Source organism: Bdellovibrionota bacterium (assembly GCA_035292885.1).
Lineage (GTDB): Bacteria > Bdellovibrionota_G > JALEGL01 > JALEGL01 > DATDPG01 > DATDPG01.
Genome location: DATDPG010000054.1, coordinates 1 through 4,916 on the forward strand (window position 1 = coordinate 1; position 4,916 = coordinate 4,916).

A 4,916-nucleotide genomic window follows, 5' to 3' on the forward strand; every position below is an offset into this window, starting at 1 on the left:
CGCTTCGCCTATCACGGTGTACTTCCACAACTATCTGCAGCGGCGGAAGCGACTGGCGGCGTGATGCCGTCTTCTTGGCGCCTGATTGAAACCGACGACCGCGCCGTACGGGAATTGGCTTCGACCTTAGCACTACCGGAACCGGTGGTGCGCGTGTTGTTCACCCGCGGTTTTTCGAAAGAGGACTCGATCGATCGGTTTCTTCGAAAATCGATGGCCGATTTGGAAAATCCCACGGTGCTGTCGGGAATGAAAGAAGCCGTGGGTCGCCTGGTCAAAGCGATTCGGAACCACGAAAAAATCTTGGTTCACGGGGATTTTGACGCGGACGGAATTACATCGACAGCTCTCCTCATTGCTTTTCTCCGGGACATCGGAGCGGACGTAACCCCTTTTATCCCGAACCGATTGCTCGAAGGACACGGGATATCTCGCCGGGCCATGGATCTCGCGAGTTCTTCGGGTGTTCGTTTGTTGATTACCTGCGATTGCGGAAGCTCGAACATCTCGGAAATCTCCGAGCTTGCGAAAGCCGGAATCGACACGATTGTGACCGACCATCACGAACCGCCGCAGGAGCTTCCTCCCGGACTGGTGATTGTAAATCCCAAACTGTCGCGCGGGAGCGGCGCGCAGGACGATCTTTCGGGCGTCGGCGTGGCGTTCATGTTGGCCGTTGCGCTGCGGGCCCGATTACGTGAGGAAGGGTACTTCGTGGATCGGACCGAACCGAATCTGAAAAACTATCTCGATATCGTTGCGTTGGGGACATTGGCGGACATGGCACCTCTCTGCGGTCAGAATCGGATTCTCGTATCCCACGGATTGGATCAGCTCCGCGTTTCGAGTCGCCCGGGAGTGGAAGCGATGCGAGAGAAGGCCGGCTTATCCCCATCCGCCGTAATCCATGCGGATGATGTCGGTTTTCGTTTAGCACCACGGATCAATGCCGCGGCTCGTCTGGGTCACGCGGATCAGGCGCTCGAACTTCTCTTAACGGATCGATTCGGGCGCGCCGAGGAATTGGCGGCCCAATTGGAAGCGTGGAATACGGAGCGCAAGGAACTTGAAACACGTATGACCCGTTTGGCGACCTTCGATGCAGAACGTCAGATCACCGAAGGAGCTAACGTTGTGATCGTTTCATCGGAAGACTTTCATCCGGGCGTGATCGGTCTGGTCGCGCAAAAACTTGCGCAAAGGTTCGGCATCCCCGCATTTGTTTTTTCACTGCAGGGCGACGAAGCAAAGGGTTCCGCGCGAAGTCGCTCGGGCGTCGATTTAGTGACCGCACTTCGCGGTTGCGCCTCCATCTTGGTTGGATTTGGCGGACATCGAGAAGCTGCGGGCTGTACGCTCGAGAGAAAACGTCTTCATGAATTTTCCCAACAATTCCGGCGAGAAGTGGCTCTGCAAGCGGTTTACGCAGCGCAGGAGATTCTAATTGACGCGGAGCTTAATTTGGGGCAGGTAAATGATAGGTTCCTTACGGATCTCAATCGGTTGCGTCCGTTTGGGATTGGAAATCCGGAGCCGGTCTTCCGTACTACGGCGAAGGTCCTGGGCACGCCGCGAGAGATGGGAAAAGACCACGTGCGGGTGACGTTGCACGATGGAGCGGGGCCGACATATTCGGCGATTGGTTTTGGAATGTACCGTTCGATCGGATCGTTCTTGAAAGGAACTGTCCAGGTGGTTTACACGCCGGAGGAGAACTTCTGGCAGGGACGTCGAGAGGTTCGAATCAAACTTCGAGACGTTCGAAGTGTCTGATGATCGTACGGTCGCGGTGTATAGGGCTTAGACAGTTTTGTGCGGAAAAATGGGGCGATATTAGTGGGTTAAAAATGGCTTCTAGGAACTGTGCAAAAATATGACAACAACGCGAGTAAAGAATTCATGCCTGGGCCCATGCCCCGGGGCCCTCACATCCGTAAGCACTTTGTTTGATTGGAAGTTGTCCACAGAGGAAACGATTGCGGCGTTTGGCACACATGTTGTGATTGCTGAAAGTCAGACGCCGCAAGGGGAGGAACAATGGAAATGGTTGCGGCGAAGCTAGGGGAGAAAGAGTCGAAATCTTCCCGGGAGACGGTGTTACGCGATTTCGTGAGGCTGTCGTGGAGGGCGACGCGCGGTTTGACGACAGTGGCGGAAGCGGAAGGGCGAGATCTGGTTCGGAAGATGACGGAGCTCGGCCGAGTTACACCGGAAGAGGGGGATCGGTTGCTCGGAACCCTGCTGAGCCGAATGCAGAGAAGCCAGGTCATTTTCGAACAACGAGTAGATTCGAGTGTTCGGAAGGCGATGGATCGGTTGAATGAACTTTCGACGCGGGAGCTGGGCCGTATGGGTGATCAAGCTTCCCGGCTCGAGAGGAGGTTGGAAGGATTAGCTCAGAAGAAGCGGGCCAAATAAGCAGTTAGCGTTCAGGGTCGAGTTCGGGGGGACGAGGCCTTGATCCGGGCGGAAGGATGGCGGGTTCGAAGGGGGGCATTCTTCGCGTCCTAAAAGAAGGGTGGTCGTTGAACCGCCCTTCTTTGTTGTCGTTCGTTTCAATCAATAGCAAGAATCAGGGAGATCGAAACCCAAGCCGAAATCCCCGGTGGTGCACGCGGCCGTTGTAAGATCGGTTCCGCACGCGGTCATATCCAGTTGATGGGTGCTGCAATATTCGCCCATGGCAGTTGTGCAGGTCGATTTGGATCCGAAAGACTGTGAACTCGCCGAGGGGTAATAGATTCTGCAGTTGCTTTCACAGTCGCATGTTTTGGTGCACACCGTCTCCGCATAATCGCCACATGAGAGCGATGTCGTCGTGGTGTCGTCGCCGCAACCAATTCCGCCCAAAATCATTAGACCGAAAGCCAACGTGCTTACGAAAAAGCCTCGCATTCGGTTAAACGTACCGGCCACCCGAACGAAAGCAAGAATTGTTCTAACCTCTATTTACAGAAAAATGCCTGGGCTCGTTTCTCAATCTCCGCCGGCGTCAGATCTTCCTTGTGAGTGCCCAGGGACCAGCGGTGCCCGAACGGATCTTCCAATTGACCGTATCGGTCTCCCCAAAACATGTCGGCGACGGGCATAATTGCTTTCGCTCCGGCATCGGCGGCGCGTTGAAACGCCTTGTCGACGTCTTTTACATATATAAAAAGGCCGACGGGCGTGCCGTTTAGACCTTGAGGGGATTTCTGCCCTCGATCCGGAGCTTCCTCTCCCATCATGACGATCGAATCGCCGATTTTGATCTCCGCGTGCATCAACGAGCCGCCCGGCCCGGGCATTCTCGTCAATTCTTCGGCTCCGAACGCCTTTTTATAAAACTCCAGCGCCTTCGCCGCGTTTCGGATGGTCAAATAAGGCGTGACGGCATGATATCCTTCCGGAATCCAGTTCGCTTTTTTCGCCATGATGTTTCTCCTGTGTTCGGAATGAAGATGGACTTATTCACCAACTCCGTCCGTGAGTCAATCGCGCAATTTTTGGTCCATGGCACGAAAGCGTAAGGCGCCGGCAATGTCGCACTCTGCTATAATCAGTCCATGCCGAAGAAACGCGTTCAAATGAGTCGTGTATTACGTCGGGGCCAAGAGGACGACGGCATGTTCGATCTTAGATTTTGGCAACGTGTGGGACCTGAAGGAATTTTTGCGGCCGCATGGGAAATGGTAAAAGAGGTTCAATTTTTCAAGGGACAAAATGCCGGCGAATCCAGACTTCAAAGATCTGTTACGCAAATTATCCGACGCGGACGCTAACTTCTTGATCGTCGGCGCCCACGCCGTGATGTTTTATTCCACACCGCGATACACGAAAGATCTGGATATTTGGGTAGAGTGCTCCAAGGACAACGCAGTCCGGGTGTATCAAGCTCTTAAGAAATTTGGTGCTCCAATGGCCGATCTCACTCTAAAAGATCTCTCGGCCCCGGACACCATCTTTCAAATAGGCATAGAACCAAACCGTATCGACATCCTTACTACGCTGAAAGGTCTTGATTTTGAAAACGCCTGGAAGAATCGAGTTTCTTCCACCTACGACGGTGTACCCATTCATCTCTTGAGTATCGAAGATTTGATAACCAACAAAAGTGCGGTAGGACGAGATCAAGACATTCTCGATTTGAAGAATCTTCAAAAAGCAAAAAATCGATAGCTTTCTGGCTGAATTGAGGCGGTTTCCGTCCTTCAACTCTTTCGATGAGTCAATCGCGCTATTTTAAATCCAACGATCGAAGGCGCAACGCGTTTCCGATCACCGACACCGAACTGAAACTCATCGCGGCGGCGGCGATCATCGGGTTGAGCAAGAGGCCGAAGGCGGGGTAGAGGGCGCCGGCGGCGATTGGAATGGCGAGGGTGTTGTAGACGAACGCCAAAAAAAGATTTTGGCGGATATTTCGAAGTGTCGCCCGGCTCAAACGAAGGGCGCGAACGACGCCTCGCAGATCTCCTTTCATCAACGTAATCCCAGCGGTTTCCATCGCGATGTCGGTCCCGCTGCTCATGGCGATTCCGACGTCCGCTTCGGCCAGGGCCGGTGCATCGTTGATTCCATCGCCCGCCATGGCCACCCGTTTTCCCTGTGCGCGCAGGTTTCGGATGAACGCCGCCTTATCGGTCGGCAGGAGTTCCGCCTGAACTTCCTGAATCCCGAGCTCGCGCGCTACCCGATCCGCTGAGGCTTTATGATCTCCGGTCAGCATCACAATGCGAATCCCGCTTTTTTGGAGCCCGCGAACGGTTTCCATCGCGGAAGGTTTGATCGGATCGGTAAATCCCAAAAGGCCGATCGCCGTCTGATCCTGCGCAACGCAAAGTAGCGTCTCTCCATGATGTGCGGCTTCGCTCGCATGTTCGGTGACGGCCGTTGTGGAGATGTGTTGGTCCTTCAAATAGTTCTCCGTCCCCACG

Annotated in this window: 6 protein-coding genes; 4 read left to right on the top strand and 2 right to left on the bottom strand. The window is 54.2% G+C overall.

The features are described from left to right. Both recJ and VI895_04515 read left to right on the top strand, forming a co-directional pair. Window positions 1–1,773 (top strand): single-stranded-DNA-specific exonuclease RecJ (gene recJ / locus VI895_04510; GenBank protein HLG19063.1); only part of this gene is annotated, 1,773 nt, incomplete at its 5' end. 264 nt (window positions 1,774–2,037) lie between these two features. Continuing rightward, entirely contained in the window at window positions 2,038–2,418 is a 381-nt protein-coding gene (locus VI895_04515; GenBank protein ID HLG19064.1) for a hypothetical protein, read from the top strand. A gap of 527 nt (window positions 2,419–2,945) precedes the next feature. Here VI895_04515 and VI895_04520 read toward each other — a convergent pair. Then, window positions 2,946–3,413 carry a VOC family protein gene (locus VI895_04520; protein HLG19065.1) on the bottom strand — a complete coding sequence of 156 codons (468 nt, stop codon included), beginning with the start codon at window positions 3,411–3,413 and terminating at the stop codon, window positions 2,946–2,948. A gap of 132 nt (window positions 3,414–3,545) precedes the next feature. On the opposite strand from VI895_04520, the gene VI895_04525 reads away from it, so the two are divergent. Both VI895_04525 and VI895_04530 read left to right on the top strand, forming a co-directional pair. Further along, window positions 3,546–3,761 (top strand): hypothetical protein, encoded by a 216-nt coding sequence (locus VI895_04525; GenBank protein ID HLG19066.1) that lies wholly within the window; start codon window positions 3,546–3,548, stop codon window positions 3,759–3,761. Between the two features lie 4 nt (window positions 3,762–3,765). Next, window positions 3,766–4,158 (top strand): DUF6036 family nucleotidyltransferase, encoded by a 393-nt coding sequence (locus tag VI895_04530; protein ID HLG19067.1) that lies wholly within the window; start codon window positions 3,766–3,768, stop codon window positions 4,156–4,158. Between the two features lie 58 nt (window positions 4,159–4,216). Here the strand turns inward: VI895_04530 and VI895_04535 are convergent. Then, window positions 4,217–4,916 (bottom strand): HAD-IC family P-type ATPase (locus tag VI895_04535; GenBank protein HLG19068.1); only part of this gene is annotated, 700 nt, incomplete at its 5' end.